This is a genomic window from Paenibacillus sp. cl141a (genome assembly GCF_900109305.1).
GTDB classification, from domain to species: domain Bacteria; phylum Bacillota; class Bacilli; order Paenibacillales; family Paenibacillaceae; genus Paenibacillus_AQ; species Paenibacillus_AQ lautus_A.
This window is the reverse complement of sequence record NZ_FNZO01000003.1, coordinates 81841-99669: the sequence shown is the minus strand read 5'-3', so window position 1 is coordinate 99669 and position 17829 is coordinate 81841. Positions and strand designations below refer to the sequence as shown.

The following is a 17829-nucleotide window of genomic DNA, read 5'->3' as shown; positions in this document are numbered from 1 at the left end:
TTCCGGTCATTGGATGTGCTTTTTCTTCTTGTTACCGAGCAGACAGAACCCGATCGTCATCAAGGACATTAGCGCCAAAGCCATATAGAAGATTGGCGATACGCTGTTGTCTCCGGTTTCCGGAGCATCGTCCAGCTCGTTATTTCCATTGCCCGCACCCTTATCGGCTAATTCGCTGACATCAGGCACGTTGTCGATGTTGCCAGGCTCCGAAGTGCCAGGTTGGTCAGGAGCAGGGCTGACAGGGCCTGGAGTTACTGGCTCTGGTGCTGGGTTAACTGGACCTGGATTCTCCGGCTCTGGAGTTGGGTTGACAGGACCTGGATTCTCCGGCTCTGGTGCTGGATTGACAGGACCTGGGTTCTCCGGCTCTGGGGCTGGATTGACAGGACCTGGGTTCTCCGGCTCTGGGGCTGGATTGACAGGACCTGGATTCTCTGGCTCTGGGGCTGGGTTGACAGGGCCTGGGTTCTCTGGCTCTGGAGTAGGGTTAACAGGGCCCGGTCCGCCGCCGGTTTTTATCGGCTTCATTGGCACGTCGTATCTTACAATGTCAAAATCGACAGAAATCGTATCACTCCTGTGCGTCTCGTATCCGTCCTTCGTTACGATCAGATAGTAATCCGCTTCAGGAAACACCATGTAAGCATAGAAGCCATTGGCGTCACTATCCTGCTCCGGGCTCTTGTTGTCATGCGGCGCAAAATTCGGAACCGGAGGGAGCGTTACTTTCGTATCCGGAATGCGGCCGTTATCTCTATTCCGCTGCGTATCCGCATAATACAGCGTAACTTTGGCTCCAGCAATTTTCTTGCCAGTGGTGGCATTTCCTGTCGTTTCATCATAAACCGTACCGTAAGGGTCGACCAATGCCTCGGAAATATTCAGCTCTCCGTTAGCCTTCACGTCAAGCTGCGTCACTTTGAAGAGCAGTTCCTCGCCGTTTTCAGCTTGATAGCGAACTTCCATGGTGTACTGCTGCGCGCTCAGCTCTTCGTCTTCTATGGAGAAGGTGCCGTTCGAAGCCAGCGGGAACGCCTTAGGACGACCGTTCTCCTGAATATAATTGCCGTCCTTGTCCTTCAAATAGATACGCATCTGGCTGGTGAACGAATCGTTGAATAGCTCTGTTGTCCCATCCAACTGCTTGAACAGAACGATCCCTACCGCCGTTATGACTGCCGGAACGGTCTCGTCTTTCACGTTGCCGTCCACATTTGCTTTTTGCGTGAACTCGATAGGCACATCTTTTCCGCCTACCGTATACACCTTCGTATACGTGATCGTATAATCGGTGTCTGCCTCGGCAGGGACGAAATATTCACCCTTCTCACTCGTCTGAATCGTCTGCTTCTCACCTGTCTTCAGATTGGTCACCGTGATGGATGCATTCGGAATGACTTCTCCTGTGTTGTTGTCACGCAGCACGCCTTCCAGATACGGGCGAGTATTTTTAAAGTGTGCCTCTGCCAATGTTTTCTCCGGAATGGTGCCTGTGTGTTCGAGACTCTCAGGATCCGTCACATAGCCGTTCTTCGAATAATCCTCCTGGGTCACCGTATACTTGAGATACGTCGGAAGACCTTCTATAACGAGCGTCTGGCCGTCGGTAAGCTCGAAGGTATCTCCGCTCGTGATTATTCCCTTGCTGCCGTCCGATTTCTCATAGGCGTAGGATTTGTCCGATCCCTCACCTGTGAAGGTGAGCGTGTACTGGAACGGCTTCGACTTGTCGTCGTCTTTGCCTTTAACCGTGTTGCTGATAAGCAGGCTGCCTTCGATAACTCGCACATTTGTGAACGGGGCAACTTCATCTTTCCCCACCATGACCCCGGTATACTGCCGTTCCTTAGGCGTGGTCACGTATTCGTCAGTTGTGTAGTCCTTCTGCGCCACCGTGTATTTCAGATCCTTAGGCAGTCCTACAATTTCCAGCGTCTCTCCATCCTTAAGTGTGAAGGATTCGCCGGACCTGATCGTGCCCGGTGTACTCGTCGCGCCATCCGACTTCGTATACGCGTAGCTTCCATCCTTGCCTGCTTCTTCAAAGGTGACGGTGTACTCGAACGCCTTCGTCTTGTCGCCGCCGTTGCCCATGACCGTATTGCTGACGGTCAGCTTGTTGACGGTCCGTTCATTGATGAAGTCCGCCTTATGATCGCCTTTATTCTCGATTGTGCCGGACAGCTCTCTGGTCCCCGGCGTGGTGATATAACCGTCAACGGTCGTATAATCGGCCTCGGTTACGGTATAGACCAAATCCGCAGGCAATGTCGGGAGCGTCACCGATTCCCCGTGCTTGAGGGTAAACTTGCCTCCGCTCTTGATCGTGCCAAACGTATTATCCGACTTCTTATAGGTGTACTCTCCGTCCTTGCCTTCGCCGGTGAAGGTCACGGTGTATTCAAAATCCTTGGAAGCATCGCTGCCGTTGCCTTCCACCTTATTGCTGATGGTCAGCTTACCTTGGGCCGGCGTAGGCACGACCAACGGATTATCGGAGGTTACTTTTACGCCATCTACCCAGATAGGCTTGCCTGGCGTATTCCCTACATACACTTGATACACATGGGTGATCGGCAGCCAGGTATTCAGATCAATGTAGGTTTCCTTCAACTCGTAATAGCCCGGATCCGGGAACAGCAGATTAAGCTTCCCTCCACTATCGGTTGTTCCTTCTGCAACTTTCGTTCCATCGCTCTTCTTATACAGTGTAAACTGTACGCCCTGCAGCGGCTTATCTTCGGGATCTACCTTTTTCAGGGGCAGCAGGGCATTGGAGCTTGAACTGCCGGCTACGTCTGAATTGTCCAGCGTGCTTTCACTTTTGGCACTGACCGTTTTCAGCTTATCATCGCCCATCAGTTTTACCTCGTTGCCCATTTTGTCGCCAGCTTTCGCTTTAGACGGATCAACCTCAGTTTGGTACACAAATTGGTAAAACTTATTAGGGTCTTTCATTTTGAATATGAGAACGGTGGTGCCTCCCACGCCTGGTGCAGCTTTTACTTGAACTTCACCATTCGGGTCGGTGAGGTCCAGCGCAGCGCCCTCTCGTTCCAGAGCACCGCTGGCAGACAGTTTAGCAGGATAGACTGCCATACTAGGCGCTGTCAGCACAAGCTTTCCGTTTTCTTCATAGCGCAGGTTCATACCTGCACCTAGGGTGTCCTGCAAATAAACGCCCTGCGTCATGTTGAATGGCGGGGTATAGTTCACCGTCCATTCCAGCACGCCTGGAACTGGCTTCGTTACCGACTTGCCCAGGGTCTGAATAGGTACAATAACTTTGCGCTGTTCGGTGAGGACCTTCTCCACGCCGCCCCATGTCATGTGCAGGTCGGCTTTGTTATACAGCACCTGCTTGTCTACGCCGTTGGTGGTGTATTCCTCCAAATATTTCTCCAGAGCCGCATTGGAAGGTCTAGCCTTTACTAAAATGACATATGGGCTTTCCAATTTAGAGAAGGAGAACGTTCCCTCGTTTCCATTATGAGAAAAGCTTACTACATGAGCACTGGTACCTGGTTCAATAAGTGTTTTGGCATCGTTTCTAACACCATATTCTGTACCCGAACCATTGTCCGAATATCCTTTCCAAAGCTCAAAATCCTTACCTTCAGAAAACGGGACGAATTCCCAGCCTTCGGGCAGTGTGTCCACTAGCTTGATATGGCTAATGACTCGATTACCGCCGTCCTTAGCCATTTCTTCTGTGTTATATCCAGGCATATTTACCCCTAGACGGAAAGTGACCGTTTTGGTTGTCCTGTCATAGGCAGAAATCGTCCATGCTTCATTGTTATCGTTTCTAATATAACTGCTAACGTTATTCGGGCTAACATTTTCAGGCGTACCATCTGCTTGCAATGGCTTTGACGCAAAGAGCATATCCTTGTTCAGCATACGCAGATGCAGGTTGGTGCTGTTTTGCGCTTGTTTTACGGTGTCGCCGTCAATGAGCAAAGCCCGATTCCAGCTTGTTTTCCCTGCGTTGATATCCTGCCTGAAGAGGATGTCTGGGTTGGTCTCAAGTGCACGGAAGCTGAAAGATGCAGCTTTATCGGTGTATCCGGTCACCTTGATCAAATCGGCCACCACTTTACCGTTCACGGTTAAAGAAATATCCTTCATGGTCAGGCCGGTTGCATTGGTCTTCAAGGTTCCTTTATGGTACTTTTTCCAAATCTGCGCGGAATTTACATTTCCTTTGATCTTTGCTATCGTTTCCGCGCTCACCTCGCCGGTTTCGTCCACAGCGTTGTCCAAGACGCTCAAATCTCCGTCATGTACCAGCACATCGTATACCGCCGCATTTGGCAGGGCATACTGCGGCGTTAGATTAACGGTCCATGTGATGGCTCCCAGGTTATAATCCTCCATCGAAATAGAACCTGCTTTTGTAAACGTGTGCGCGCCGACGTTGACAATGGCCTCATCCGTCACTGCGCTAGGTCTTGAACCGGTGATGACATCGTTGTTCTGTATGCCATCTGGCGTATCCAAATTCCAGTTGGCACGGGGATCTATACTGAAGCTGGAACCGCTTGTTACCTTGCTCTTAATCACTAATTCTACTCTACCATTAATATGCCCAAAGGAATAAACGCCGTTCGAATCTGGTGTAATTGGTTTTATTCCAGATGAAGCGCCATCCTCCCATGTCTGCCATTCAGCTGATAAAAAGTCCAGCCCAGCAGGCAATACATTGGTGATAGTAAAGTCTTTTAACCCTTTTTTGTTATACTGGTTAACCGCGACCTTCCATGTAATGGTTTCATTCGGATGGTCATACGAACCGGATGCTTGAATCCAGTCGGGTGCAACCCACGTTTCCCGTACTGCACTGGCTTTAACGTCAGCACTCGTATCTCTCAGTTCAACTTTTGGGTCAAAACGCTGTCCGCCATTTCGACCGGGATCAATTGTCACGCCCCGATACTCTTTATAATACAGATCCTTATGAAACCATGCTTGATACTCGACCTTAGGGTCCACTCCCGTTCCTGCCGGGAAGATGTAGCTCAGACTGCCATCTACATCAATGGTTGGGTCTACCTTAGTGCCGTTTACCGTGAAGGATCCCGGGACATAGACCATACGATAGTCGGAAGGCTTCGTATAGAACGTCAGCCCATCTACCGGCAACTTCATTGTTGCATCAAGCACATCAAAAGAGGATGGAGTAGCCTGGAAGGTCAAATAACCATCTTGATAGGCTGGGACGGTCACATACCACCAAGTCCAGCTCCCATTCTTAGGCCAGTTGTTTCCTGTCAAGTTGATACTATACGCCGGCGTAACATCCGGGTTCTTGAGCTCATACGCTCCCCCGAAAATCGAGATAGGCTTTGTATCACCGTAATTCATCCCCGTTACATCCGAATTGGCCGTGGTTTCAAAACCGAAGGTAACCGCACGCCCAATACCGTTAAAAAACCAATCGTCACCATTAAATACAATCTTGATGCTATCCGGGGTGAAATAAGCGATGCCAAGCTGCTTCTGACCCGTTTCAGTTGTTGCCATCAAAGGTTTGGTAGCTGTTGGCAATATCACTTCCGCGAAGTAGTCATCCCTTTTTAGTTCGATCCAGTCACCCTTCTGAATGTATAGGTTTGGATCCGCATTAGTCGGATCAGCGTCATCACCATTCACTGGCACCTTGAGGCCCTCAGATTTGAGGGTAAATGCCTGTCTGCCCTGGATTGTACCGCCGGGAGCAATGTCAGTTCCCTGCGTCACCTTCAGCGGAAAGGTTGAATTAGCATCCATGAACACCACCGTTTTGTCCGTCGGGGCTGCCATCATCACTATGGAATTGTTCGGCACATCGTACACCGCCTCAGTTACTGACGGCGGTTCGTCCGCGCTCGGCAAATCGGCTTCGCTAACAGCCGCTGCCCCAGAATCGCTTGGCGCGCTATCCGCATATCCAGTGACAGAGAACGCCACCGTCTGCAAGACAAGCATAATTGCCAGGCATAAAGAGAGTATTGCTTTACTTATGCTGCGTTTTCGTTTCAAGAAACATTTCTCCTCCATTCCCGAAACTGCTGAAATTTTTAGCGACAATAAGATCATCAACCCGATTACGCTCAACCGAATAGACATCTTCCGTTTATTTGATCCCAGCAGCCCTTTGCATCATTAAAATCTTGCGAAGTTCCCTCCTTTATACCTCCTCCCGTAGTCCGAATTTCCACACTTTCTTTTTCATAGTTTAAAAAACTAAGCTCTACAAAATCTCTACAATGCGAAGAATTGCAGACTACCTGCGTATTCATGATTACGGACTATAAGTAAAAGCAGGCCATCTGTAAACTTACAGATGACCTGCTTTAATAACCTAAATCCTTATGCCTTTTTCTTCAGTTCGGGAACAATCCTGCAAGCAACAAGATTGTATCAGCCAACAAATAGCTGTACATATTTGTAGCTGTATATGGTGGTACCTTGTTGTTCTTATATATAATGTCATTAAAGTACAGTAATCCCACTCTCAAAAATGACTTTCAAATCGTCACCTTCAACGTGAAACTCAATGCTCAAAGTCAAATCATTAGGTTCGCCATCGGTCGTCAATGCATATTCGTAAGCAATTCCGCTTCCATCGTTAAAGTGATAGAAAGATTCTTGTTGATAAACACTGCCATCTTTATAAACGGGCCTAAAGGTACACTCTACATCAAACCTATCGATCTGTTCCAACTCATTATCTTCCTTAAAACTCTCGATGACCTCTCTTAATAGCTCAACGTCCCAATTTTGCATATCATCAACGTTTCGGGCAATTTCCTCATATCGTCTGTCTGCGATGGAATCAACAATCTCTTTTGCGAATAACCGAATAACATCTTCCTCTTTGCCTAACACCCGTTTAAGCATACCCTGTGCTCCCTTATCTCCAGAATAATATGCATCTTACGGAGAGCGCCGCCCATTCACCGCTCCCTCATGACGTCTTACTCACCCTGCAGCAACTCGTCCCGCGCTTCGGGCAGCGCGAACCCCAGCAGGTTTCGGCCCCGCCATTTCACGGGGTTCTCCGCATCCGGATTGGACTGGCCCATGCCGATCCCCTATATGCGATCCCGCGGGCTGGCCTCGACGAGGATGCGATTCTTCGTCGACTTGAGATAATCGCCGAGCTCCGGATTACTGCGAAAACTTGGCCAAACTGGCTCTATTGACGATGCCGTAGCATTCCTTGTCCCAAGTATCCTTGTCAAAGTTTCGGACCGCGAATACGGGGAAAATAAAATCTCTGTCTTTGCCATGCAGCATGGCTAGAGAGGGAACTATAAAGGCGCCGCTCACAGATTGTGAGCAGCGCCTTTATTATGCTGTGCTTCTGCTAGGTCACATCTGCTTGTGACCCGAGCTTGCGGATAAATGCCTGTAAATTGTCTGTCAGAAACGTGTTGTTTGTTGAATCCATCTGAGCGATGATATCTTGTACTGTACTGGCAAACGAGCTCAAACCAGAAGTATCCACATGCTCAAATCTGTTCTGGGCAGGCAGGCTGCCTGAGGGCTGATTGGCTGCTTCATGATATTCCTTCAACCAATCCTGATTGGTTGAAGCCTTCTTCGCAAAATCCGTAAGAATGCGGCTCCAGTCTTTCCCGTTTACTATGGCGTCCTGAAGTTTGTTAAAGGTTTCGGGCTGGAACTTACGCATCATGTAATTGAGATCAACATAGTCTTCCGGTGCACCCACAGGTCTTTGCGGCGGAGTGTCGTATTGGATTTGTTTGGTTCCGGGATTGATCGTTCTTGTTGTGGAGATGGCCCCGATCTGACGAATTGTATCCATGAATGCTGCAGCCTGATCGCCCTTCATGTAGTTATCCGCTATGTATTTGGCTTGTGCAAGACCAAGTTCGAGTAAGACGGATCGTTGGCCTTCTTCTGTAATATCCGTTATGAAATTGGACTGTATGATGCTGTATACCGCCTCTTTCACCTCGGAAGATTGATCCTGGAGCGAGCGCTCAAGCGATTCATTGATCTGAACGGTGCCAAAGTAGCGTGCCGCATGATTTACGATATCAGACGTGGCCAGCTGTCTGGAAGCCGTGCTGATCTCTACGGTATCTGTGTTATGGGACAAGTCGAATTTCCCCGTGACCATTGTTGGTTGATCTGCGCGCTCTGTCGGTGGTTTGGATTGAGTGTATGCTTTGAGATCAAACAGAGTTGTATGTTGAACCTTCATTCATGAACACCCTTCGTAAAATGATTTTCGATACTTCATGTCCACATCATAATTGTCTCTTCTTGTTATCGGAATAATATTCCATATTTTGAATAGATAAGGACTAAAATAAGCAACGAACGGTTTCTTCAACCGCTCGTTGCTCTGTTCGTTTCGATTTAACCGCCGTAGATACTGTATGCAAAGTGATAAACGATATCTGAATCATTGGCGCTTGGACGATCAGTGACCTTGGCGACTACAGCACAAAGATCAAAATAATGCGAAGCTTATTGCTCCTGGCAAGTATTGACTTAGGCTTCTATCATCCATTATTCCTCCAATTTTCTCCGATACAACCGGGATGGCCGATGTCCCGCATTTTCGGTGTAATGATCGGTCTCCGCCACGAGATCGGCCACCTTGCGCCGGAAGGCCGCCTTCAATAGCTCTTTATCCATAATGACCTCAAAAACCTGCTGCAGTTCCGTCAAGGTAAAAAGCTTTGGCATCAAGTGCAATGCAATATCGGTATAATTCACTTTTCCCCGCAGCCGTTCGATCGCGCATGCTATAATCTTTGCATGGTCGAAGGCCAACCCGTTATTCGACACGATCTTATACTCCGTGCTAGTCGATGTAGTCTTCACGGTCAACGTCCTCGCCACGACCGCCGAAAGCTCCTCTTCACTGCTTAGCTTGAGTTCATACTCCAGCGTCTTAACGTATCCGTCCTCCATCAGCTCTTTCTGCTCCCGCAGCAGCCGATAGGAGACCTTGAACCAAGAGGCGTCGGCCGCATCGTCTCCCGCTCTAAGCTCCAACTTATCACTGTTGATCAGAGCCATGTAGCTGCAGCTCATCACCCAGGTTCGGGGATCTCGCCCAATATCGCTGAACGTATACAACTGCTCTAAATAAACGTCGTCCACGCCGGTTTCCTCGCGCAATTCCCTTGCCGCGGCCTGCTCAGTCGTCTCGCTCGGCTGGACAAAGCCGCCAGGCAGCGCCCATTTATCCAGGAAGGGGTGACCTCCCCGGCGGATAAGCAGGATGCGGAGTTCTTTTTCCGGTAATTTGCGATAACTGTCAGCCTCCCCATCCGTAACCGTGAAGATCACCATATCGGCTGCCACCGAAGGCCGCTCGTAATCTCCTGCCCGGTACTGTTCCAAAAATTCGCGTTCCGTAAGTCCGTTCCGATCCAACAAATCCAATGGGGGCGCCTCCTTGTTTTTTAATTCAAAACGAGCTGTGGTTATGGGTTCATTTTACTCCCTGCCTGCATTGAATGCTAACCGTTCAGCTCCCCGAAATAGTTTCGATAGGGCTCGAACTTCGCCAGCACCTCGTCTACCTTGCGCATTCGCTCCTCCAGGCTCCCCCGCAGCGTAATGTAGGGAATGCGCCGCTCCTTCAAATCCGCGATGATCTGTTTATGAAAAACATGCCGCTTCTGATCCCCGCTTCGATCCCACGTATCGTCATAAGGAATATCGTCGTCGCACAAGAAGAATAGATCGTAGCGCTGCGCATTCTCCAGAGCAATCCGGGTCAATAGCTCCGGGGCGCGGCCGTGGTAATCGAGGGCGAACATATACGTCGTAATCGCATTGGTATCAACGAACAGAAATCGGTTCGCCGTAAGCAAAGCCTGCTCTTCGCGCTCGATATGACCCACAGCGATTTCATCGAACGCTTCCAGGTCGATTCTGCGGTCCACCTGATGCTCGGTCCAATAATCGCGTCCGTATTCGCTCGCGTAGGTCGTGTTATACCGCCGTGCCAGCGCTTCGGTGATCGTCGACTTCCCCGTCGACATCGCCCCAACGAATACCACCTTCGTGATTAAGTCCCGGTACACGATATCACTTAGGAACTCCCTATACTTATATGGATTGGAACGGATCATCGTTGCAGAGATCGGAACCCGCTCACGGGCTTCATCGACCCGCCGGTCGACCGAGCCCAAAGCGAGACTCATATGCCTGCCGTAAAACTCGCTCGAATAAAAATGCGTGACTTGCTCGCCGTTCAGTAAACGGAGGATATACTGTTCTTCCCGAATCTCATGCGCTCGGTCATCCGAATACCCGTCCGGCCCGTCCCAAGCTTCAATGACCCGGACCTCCGGATATAGTTGTCGAATCCAATTTGCCCGAATATGAAGCGGGATCGGCGTGACCGTCGTCTCGTACATGACCACGATCAACTCATCGACCTCTTGCAGCGCCGTTTCGATCATGAACTGATGCCCTTTATGCAGCGGGGCAAACTTCCCCAGCGTTAATCCGAGCGTTTTCATGCCGCCACCTCCTTGGCCCCTTTGTTCCAATTGTAATAGCCGTATACCGCATTGACCAAATATGCGCTCCACATGACGATCATCAGCATGCCTTCGCTGCTGCCCTCCAGCAATCGAATCGCCCACAACAGCACCGTAAACAAATTCAACACAATATAGACCAGCCATTGCTCTTTGAATCTGCGGACCATTAAGAAGGTGGCCACAACGGACAGCACCGTCGTAGTCGCATCGATGTAAGGCGAGTTCTGTCCCGGGATGAACGAAAGCCCATATCCCAGCAGCAAACAGCCTAATACGCAGACTGCCCCAACGAGAAGCAGACCTCTAAGCTCCATTTGACGCATGATCAGCTTGCCGTCTTGGCGGTGATTGCTCCACATGTAGAAGCCAATGACGTTCATCGGAACGAAGAATAGCAGATTCAGCATGACCTCTCCAAACAACCCGTTAATATAGGCGAGATAAGCGTAACCAATGGTATTATACATGCCAAAAACATAGCTCATCAGGTTGCCCTTCGCCGCAAGCACCACGCATAGCACCCCGGTAATAAAAACGGTAAATCCGAATAAAGAGTCCTTTGAAACCACCGTAAACCCTACAGCAATCGAGGTAAACAGCGCCAACCATGCGATTTCGAACAGGCTCCAGCCGCGCGCAACCATCTTCACAATACATCCCCTCCGTTTTCTCCACTGAGTTGAACGAAAACGCCAAATCAAACTTAGGATCATTTTGTTAATAACATTTTATTACTATCAAAAATAACAGAAAAGCCTGCGCAGGGCAAGTGAAATCTGCCCATTTATTACAGGCATGATCTTTTACCTTCTGCAGCCCCGTAGTAACAAATAGCGAAAATCATGGGAGAGGACGAACACCACTTGTTACAATGCGGAATATACAAATGAATAGGCACTTATCCCAATCATGCTTACTCTGTAAACTTTGCGAATCGGAATAGGCACAAAGGAGTGTTTCAGGTTGGTAGTAAAATCATCTCACTATTTTGCCCACGGCAACACTGCGCGCGGGGCTCACTACTTGTATGGATCCGCATTTGATGGGTTGAACAAGATCTTTGTCCTTACGGGGCCCCAAGGTACGGGGAAATCGACAGTCATGCAAAGCTTGGCGGATAGCCTGCTGGATCAAGGCTTGCATGTGCAATGCTTCCACTCCCCTCTCCGTCCCGACGAACTGGATGGCATCATTTGTACGGAATTGAAGGTTGGTATTGTCGACGGGCGGGTCTGCAAGGGGATTTCGGATAGCGGGGCCGGGGAAATCGTCTTTATCCATTTCGAGGAAGCGTTTGATGACAGCCTTATTTTACCGGGAGACTTCATCACGATAGAAGATCTTAGAGGCCAGCTTGAGAGAGCCTATTCTACTGTGTATGAAACATTCGCAACGGCATTGCGGATTCATGACGAGTGGGAAAAATATTATATCGATAACATGGATTTCGCGAAGGCCGATCAGATTGCACTGGAATTAATTCAAGAATTATACGCCGGTCATGAAAGCGATACGCCAACCGCTCCGCGTCACTTATTCTTTGGAGCTGCGACTCCGAGGGGGGCATTCGATTTTATTCAAAGCTTGACCGCTCAGCTGGAAAGACGGATTTTCATCAAAGGAAGGGCGGGATCCGGCAAATCGACGCTGCTGAAAAAGCTGGCCTCCGCTGCCGAACAGAAAGGAATCGACGTTCAAGTGTTTCATTGCGGCTTTGATCCGAACAGTTTGGATATGTTGATATTCCCGAAGCTGCGAACGGCGATCTTCGACAGTACCGCTCCGCATGAATACTTTCCCGATCGGGACGGGGATGAGATCCTAGATATGTATATACGGACGATAGCCCTTGGTACCGATGAAGCCCATGCTGACGAAATAGCCGGTATCAAAGCACGCTATTCGGCAAAAATGAAAGAGGCCACCTCCCATCTGGCCGAAGCCGAAGCCATCGATTCTCAAATTAAGGCCTATTATGTAGCGGCCACCGATTTTTCGATCGTAGAGAAACTCCGCCAGCAATTACAGTCCGAATTGAATGAACTGATCGGCTCCATTCAGCCTTCATAATAAGATACCACCCAAAAGCGTGCTATTTCAGACGGGGCCAGCTGTCTAATGCAAGCTGAGCTCCGTTTGAAATTGAATCTGCTTCCGCTTCTACTATGCTCCACGGTATGGCCTTCAAGCCAAGGCCGGCTTCAGTCGCAACTCAGCGCGCCCTTCACCAATTCCAGGCATACCTCATTTCCCTATATCCGACATCCCATATTCCCTCGTTCCCCTCCAGGGTGATCGTGAACTCATTCACAGGAAGCCCCTCCGGATTACGGAGAGGCTTCCTGTGAATGAGTCTTAATCATCTCTATTTATTACTACTTCTCTAGAAGCTTTGCTAATTCAGATTATCCGGATCCACCTTGGCTTCAATTCGATTCAGTTTCAGTGTGGTGTACGAATGCTCTATCATAGAACGAATTGTTTCAGAGGCGGGCGTATCCCTTTCACCAAAATGATTGAGCGAGGTCGTAACCAATCTCTGCTCTATAATGATCAAAATCCAAGGGTTTGAATCCGCAAGTTATATAGGAGATAGGAGATTTCCACATTTAGAATTAATTCATCAATATTTTTGGTTGTTCATTGGCAGGCCCTACGATCGTGTTTCCGCCGAAACTGAGATGCTGACCATTCTTCTCTACGATAAAGCTGTTAAACGATCCATCTGCATTCATTGTGGCAATGACTGTAGGAGCCCCTTTTTTGGTGAACGTCATTTGATCCTTATCCCATGCATTTGCTCCTCTTACTCCCTTATATCCCTTCAAATCAAAATTGATCATCGTTTTTGCATCTTTCACTGCGTTCTTCATTAATGTATCCAACGTCAGCTTCTTGAGCTTTGCATCTTTTGCTTTTTCTTTCTTCTGGAATTCGTTGTAATCATCTATTCCTTCACCATTACTTTGAACATTTGCCTGGAGTAGTTCCAGCGTTTGATCCTCAATGGCAAAGCTCACATTGATCGTTTTTGATTTATACTTATATTGATACACATTCGGTTTGCCATCAAGGACAAACACACGATCCAGCTTTTCTCCTTTCTTGACCTTACCATTGGTAAGCTTGGATAATACCTGAGCAGCCTGTTTCTGCACGCTTGCCGGGGCATCGTCAGGTGCATAATTTACGCCATGTACACTCCCATCATCCTCCGTATAAACTTGTTTATTTTGTTTGGCATTCGATGAGATTGTACCCACTCGGTAGATAGACTCTGAAATACTCACGTATTTCGGTTCTTCCCCTGGGAACAACGTTTCCCATGTTTCCTTCAGTTTGCTTTGATATTTCCCACCGTTTAAATCTTCATAATTGATTGTGATACCGATATTATCTAGCTTTCCATTCTTTTTGTAGGAAATAGTATCATATTTGAAATTCTCTCTTTTAAAATTTATAACATCTTTCATGGCCGTTCCCTGAATTAACTTATAGGTATTGCCTGTTAACTCTTTCAGTTTATCCTGAGCCTGCTGCATAAGCTTCTGATCCGCCTTAACATTCTGTGAAGCATTGATACTTACCTTGTTAGCCGAATCTGCTTGAACAGGTGCCTGGCATCCCAGCAAACTTCCTGATAATAAAGCTACCCCGATCATAGGGAAAATTTTCTTTTTGTTTTTCATGTTTATAAACCCCTTTTCAGTCAATTAACAATTTGAGTTCTTCATTTGGTGGACCTTGGATGGTCATTCCGTAAAACTCGATTTTCTGATCATATTTATGAAGGGTAAAGCTGTTAAATGATCCGTCTTTGTTAAATCTGGCACTAACTGAAGGCGCCCCTTCTTTGGTGAACGTCATATAATCCTCATCCCATGCATTTGTACCTCTTTCTCCCTTATATCCTTTCAAATCCAGATCCAGCATCGTTTTTGCGTCTTTCACTGCGTTCTTCATTAAAGTGTCCAATGTCAACTTCTTCATCTCTGCACTCTTTTCATTTTCTCGCTTCTGGAATTCTTCATAACTGTCTACACCTTTACCATCCTTGTGATATACATCGGCTTGGAGCAGCTCCAGCGACTGTTCTTCAATAGCAAAGATTACATCCATCGTTTTTGATTTATACTTATATTGATACACATCTGGTTTACCATCGCGGACATACATCCGATCCAATTCAGCACCTTGCTTGACTTTTCCATCGGTGAGCTTGGAGAATACCTGAACAGCCTGCTTCTGTACGCTTGCCGGGGCTTCGTCAGGAGCATAATTCACGCCATAAATATTTCCATTCTCCTGCATATAAATTTGCTTGTTTTGCGCAGCATTCGAAGAGATTGTACCCTCATAGTTGATTGACTCTGAGATACTCACATATTTCGGTTCTTCCCCTGGGAACAAAGCTTCCCACGTTTCCTTCAGTTTGGTTTGATATTTCCCACCGTTTAAATCTTCATAATTGACTGAAATACCTATATTATCCAGTTCACCATTCTTTTTATAAGTAATAATGTCATATTTGAAATTCTCTCTTTTAAAACCCACAAAACCTTCCATAGCCGTTCCCTGAATTAACGTATACGTATTTCCTGTCAATTCTTTAAGCTTATCCTGAGCCTTTTGCATAGGGGTTTGCTCTGATTTAACACCCTGTTCAATATTTGAAATTACGTTGTTATATGCATTAGATTGATTCGATGTATCAAATCCAAGCAAACTCCCTGATAATAAGGCTGCTCCGACGATAGGAAAAATTATTTTTTTGTTCATATGAATAAACTCCTTTATTTTTTTATTTACTTACCCACAGTTTTTAACGGAACGCTTCAGCCACATTGAAATAAATCTATGAACTCAGCAGTCATCACCCCCTCTCATTGCATGAATTAGTCCGTTCCTTTCTCAGATAACTGCCTTAGATCAATTTTAATAGAATAGATCGTTCCTTTAGAGGTGTACACCGCCGTCACGTCTGGAGAACCTGCTTTGGTGAACGTTAAGGTATCGAACCGGTATTCAAGTTTGGATACGTTATAATCAGCCAAGTCCAGATTCATCCACACTTTAGCTTGTTTCACGGCTTCTTCACGAATCTTGCTCAGCTCAATCGCTTTTGTTTTCTCAACCAAGTCACGATATTTATTTTTATTATCCTGCAATTTATTGAGTTGATCCGACAACGGAAAAGCTACAATGCTTGTGATCTGATTCGTATTTTTTTGTACATCAATGAGGATTGAACCCTTGTCAGTGTTGTACACGAACTTATATACCGGGTTTTGATTGGGTCTTAGGATCATTCGACTCACTGACCGTTTACTCTGTTTAAAATCTCCCATTTTATTGAAAATGTGATCCGCTGCATCTTTTGCAGCATCTGGAACCTCGTTCTCTCCAATCGGTTGTGCCGCATAATACCAGTTACCTTTGTCAAATTGGATGGATCGGTTTTCGTTTCGCGCCTCTATGTGAAATTTGTCCTTCTCATATTCGTACATAATCACATCATGAATTGCTTCTCCTTGGGGAAAAATCTCATTCCAAACCCTCTGCAGCTGACTTTTAAAATCTTGATCCTCAATGTCATCAAAGCGAATCATCCCCGAATGAAATTTCTTATTCCCATCCGAACCTTGTACATAAAGGGTATCCGCCTTCTCATTTGGATTTACTTTCATTTCTTTGGCAAACGGATTAATATATTCAAGCAAGGACAGCCGCTCTATGGCTTGAGCCATGACAGGAGTTAGAGACACACAAAACGCAACCGATGCCGCTGCGATGATACCCACTCTTCTTGTGAAGAATGGCTTTTGTCTTGACGCTCTTTTGGATTCAAGTTTTTCTACAATCTGTTGACTCATGCTGTGCTCTGGCGTCTCCGTGTCCCGAATCATTTGCTCTACTTGGTGAATACTTACGGTTTTAGACGGATTTGGTGATCGACGCATTCACTGTCCCTCCTCCATTAACTTCCTTCGTCTGTAGTTTTTTGCGAAGGCGTTCATACTTTTTGCGCACAGTAGCGGGTTTCATATTCATAATTTCACTAATCTCGTTAAAGTGATATCGATGAATCGCACGGAGAACTAATATATGCCTCTCTTCGGCAGTCAGTAAATTTAGAAGATCCTTCAGTGTTGTTTGACTGTCTATTGGCTCAGTCGAGGTCTCAGGCTGATCATATTTATACCGATCTATAAAACGAAGCCACCTTTTTTTGCCCCGGATTTGATTCAGACTGTAATTGTAGGCAATTTTGTACAACCATGCCGAAAAAGTCATATTTGGACGATACTTATGTATTTGTTCATATACTCTAATAAATATTTCTTGGAGAGCATCCTCGGCTTCTTCCTTGCTTTTGAGCATATGGTAACAATAGATATACATTGGTTTTTCAAAGTTTCTTATAATGGAAGCGAAAGCTTCCTTATCACCAAGTTTAGTCCTTTCAACCAGCATCTCAATTTCTCCTGAGTTTGATTTATGCTCCCTGTATTGTCTATCCAAAAATCATCCCCCCCTCCTGCCTACACTCTTAAAACACCAATGCAGCTCATTTTGTGACAGCAACTTCAAAAATAATACAAAGAAAAAAACACAGCCTATAAAGGAAATAGCACTCTTCTAGATAAACCTTTTCATAACTCAAATAACGAATAACGAGAGGTTTAAGTATAGAATGATGCTTATATCTCCATACAGATGTGTTTTCCTGTCTTACCATAAGATATGAATACGTTCTAAAGTATGAAGCTTTCGCTGCAGCTGCTTAACGAGTCTATCGGCGAAAAAAACAACCATTGACGACTCTAGATCATCAATGGTTGTTTGCATTACTTATCAATCAGGTCGGTTACTTTGAGCATTCTTGCGATCAAGGCAGTTACTTCAGCACGTGTCATTTGTGCTTTTGGACTAAGGGGTTTAGGTCCATTATGTTTTATAAGGCCTGGATTAGTAAACATCTCTTTGGTGCTTTCAGTTGAAATGGGATGCTCAATCACCTTGATCGAGCAATTAGGATACATATTGTTCTACAAATACTCCTCATAGTGTTCAGGGATGAAGATCGAAATCATGCTCTCCGGTTTAAAGGGATTGACGAGGGTCTGCTCGCGCTCCGGGTCTATTTCCCCGAAACGGCCATATGTGCACGGGAGTAACAGCATCGGTACTCGTTATGGTTCTCTTTTGTGGCAACGAAACCTTAACAGAGATTATAATGATCGTATACGAAGTGCTCTGAGTCCATTTGGTTAATTACGATACGTATTCTTCCATATAA

Annotated in this window: 11 protein-coding genes and 1 pseudogene; 1 reads left to right on the top strand and 11 read right to left on the bottom strand. The window is 46.7% G+C overall.

The window, feature by feature from the left end; translation table 11 throughout:
- Positions 1–6: 6 nt before the first annotated feature.
- From BMX45_RS10425 to pnuC, 7 genes and pseudogenes are all read right to left on the bottom strand, one after another.
- Entirely contained in the window at positions 7–6027 is a 6021-nt protein-coding gene (locus BMX45_RS10425) for a DUF7601 domain-containing protein (protein WP_090909617.1), read from the bottom strand.
- Positions 6028–6480: 453 nt separating this feature from the next.
- Positions 6481–6888: a DUF7668 domain-containing protein gene (locus BMX45_RS10420; RefSeq protein ID WP_090909616.1), complete on the bottom strand. Its 408-nt coding sequence runs from the start codon at positions 6886–6888 to the stop codon at positions 6481–6483.
- 77 nt (positions 6889–6965) lie between these two features.
- Positions 6966–7245: pseudogene (locus tag BMX45_RS10415) on the bottom strand (NADAR family protein); the annotation flags it as partial.
- 112 nt (positions 7246–7357) lie between these two features.
- Positions 7358–8221 (bottom strand): hypothetical protein, encoded by an 864-nt coding sequence (locus tag BMX45_RS10410; protein ID WP_090909615.1) that lies wholly within the window; start codon positions 8219–8221, stop codon positions 7358–7360.
- Positions 8222–8532: 311 nt separating this feature from the next.
- Positions 8533–9417, bottom strand: coding sequence for an NUDIX hydrolase (locus tag BMX45_RS10405; RefSeq protein ID WP_090909614.1), 885 nt, complete (start codon positions 9415–9417; stop codon positions 8533–8535).
- A gap of 77 nt (positions 9418–9494) precedes the next feature.
- Positions 9495–10505: an AAA family ATPase gene (locus BMX45_RS10400; protein WP_090909613.1), complete on the bottom strand. Its 1011-nt coding sequence runs from the start codon at positions 10503–10505 to the stop codon at positions 9495–9497.
- A complete protein-coding gene (gene pnuC / locus BMX45_RS10395; RefSeq protein WP_254778049.1) occupies positions 10502–11173 on the bottom strand; it encodes a nicotinamide riboside transporter PnuC in 672 nt (223 codons plus the stop codon). Before pnuC ends, BMX45_RS10400 begins: the two co-directional genes overlap by 4 nt.
- A 319-nt stretch (positions 11174–11492) precedes the next feature.
- On the opposite strand from pnuC, the gene BMX45_RS10390 reads away from it, so the two are divergent.
- A complete protein-coding gene (locus tag BMX45_RS10390) occupies positions 11493–12599 on the top strand; it encodes a PRK06851 family protein (RefSeq protein WP_090909611.1) in 1107 nt (368 codons plus the stop codon).
- 545 nt (positions 12600–13144) lie between these two features.
- On the opposite strand, the gene BMX45_RS10385 is transcribed toward BMX45_RS10390, so the two are convergent.
- From BMX45_RS10385 to BMX45_RS10370, 4 genes are all read right to left on the bottom strand, one after another.
- The gene (locus BMX45_RS10385) at positions 13145–14218 is read right to left on the bottom strand and encodes a hypothetical protein (protein WP_090909610.1); all 1074 of its coding nucleotides are present in this window, start codon (positions 14216–14218) and stop codon (positions 13145–13147) included.
- A 16-nt stretch (positions 14219–14234) separates the two neighbouring features.
- Positions 14235–15308: a hypothetical protein gene (locus BMX45_RS10380; RefSeq protein ID WP_090909609.1), complete on the bottom strand. Its 1074-nt coding sequence runs from the start codon at positions 15306–15308 to the stop codon at positions 14235–14237.
- Positions 15309–15424: 116 nt separating this feature from the next.
- Complete coding sequence (locus BMX45_RS10375) at positions 15425–16489, bottom strand: hypothetical protein (protein ID WP_090909608.1); 1065 nt, start codon at positions 16487–16489, stop codon at positions 15425–15427.
- Positions 16464–17051, bottom strand: a complete 588-nt coding sequence (locus BMX45_RS10370) for an RNA polymerase sigma factor (protein ID WP_090909607.1) — start codon at positions 17049–17051, stop codon at positions 16464–16466. The genes BMX45_RS10375 and BMX45_RS10370 overlap by 26 nt, the downstream gene beginning before the upstream one ends.
- Between the last annotated feature and the right edge of the window lie 778 nt (positions 17052–17829).

What these genes read in the sequence shown, in the direction of transcription:
- BMX45_RS10420 (WP_090909616.1), bottom strand. Translation starts at nt 6,888, where the DNA reads ATGCTTAAACGGGTGTTAGGCAAAGAGGAAGATGTTATTCGGTTATTC.
- BMX45_RS10410 (WP_090909615.1), bottom strand. Translation starts at nt 8,221, where the DNA reads ATGAAGGTTCAACATACAACTCTGTTTGATCTCAAAGCATACACTCAA.
- BMX45_RS10375 (WP_090909608.1), bottom strand. Translation starts at nt 16,489, where the DNA reads ATGCGTCGATCACCAAATCCGTCTAAAACCGTAAGTATTCACCAAGTA.
- BMX45_RS10400 (WP_090909613.1), bottom strand. Translation starts at nt 10,505, where the DNA reads ATGAAAACGCTCGGATTAACGCTGGGGAAGTTTGCCCCGCTGCATAAA.
- pnuC (WP_254778049.1), bottom strand. Translation starts at nt 11,173, where the DNA reads ATGGTTGCGCGCGGCTGGAGCCTGTTCGAAATCGCATGGTTGGCGCTG.
- BMX45_RS10385 (WP_090909610.1), bottom strand. Translation starts at nt 14,218, where the DNA reads ATGAAAAACAAAAAGAAAATTTTCCCTATGATCGGGGTAGCTTTATTA.
- BMX45_RS10380 (WP_090909609.1), bottom strand. Translation starts at nt 15,308, where the DNA reads ATGAACAAAAAAATAATTTTTCCTATCGTCGGAGCAGCCTTATTATCA.